Annotated in this window: 1 protein-coding gene; it reads left to right on the top strand. The window is 44.4% G+C overall.

The window, feature by feature from the left end; translation table 11 throughout:
* Window positions 1-288: thiamine pyrophosphate-dependent enzyme (locus JKP73_RS22945; protein ID WP_234447189.1), on the top strand; the 288-nt coding region annotated here is incomplete at both ends.

Below are 288 nucleotides of genomic sequence, written 5' to 3'. Positions count from 1 at the left end.
CCAGACCAGACGTCATATTGCTGCATTGACATTTGGTAATACGGGCTTCGCTTATCCAGCGCCATTAGGGGCGCAATTAGCAGTACCGGATTCACCTGTGGTTGCTATTATTGGGGATGGTGCATGGGGAATGAGTTTGCATGAGGTAAGCACAGCCGTTGAGCAGAATATCCCGGTAATTGCTTGTGTATTTAATAATAAATCCTGGGCTGCTGAGAAAAAGAACCAAGTCGACTATTATGATAATCGATTTGTCGGATCCAATATTCAAGCTCCTGATTTTGCTGA

The organism is Virgibacillus salexigens (assembly GCF_014905415.1).
Classification (GTDB): Bacteria; Bacillota; Bacilli; order Bacillales; family Amphibacillaceae; genus Virgibacillus; species Virgibacillus salexigens.
The sequence above is the reverse complement of the archived record's forward strand: the minus strand, read 5'-3'. Positions and strand labels throughout refer to the sequence as shown.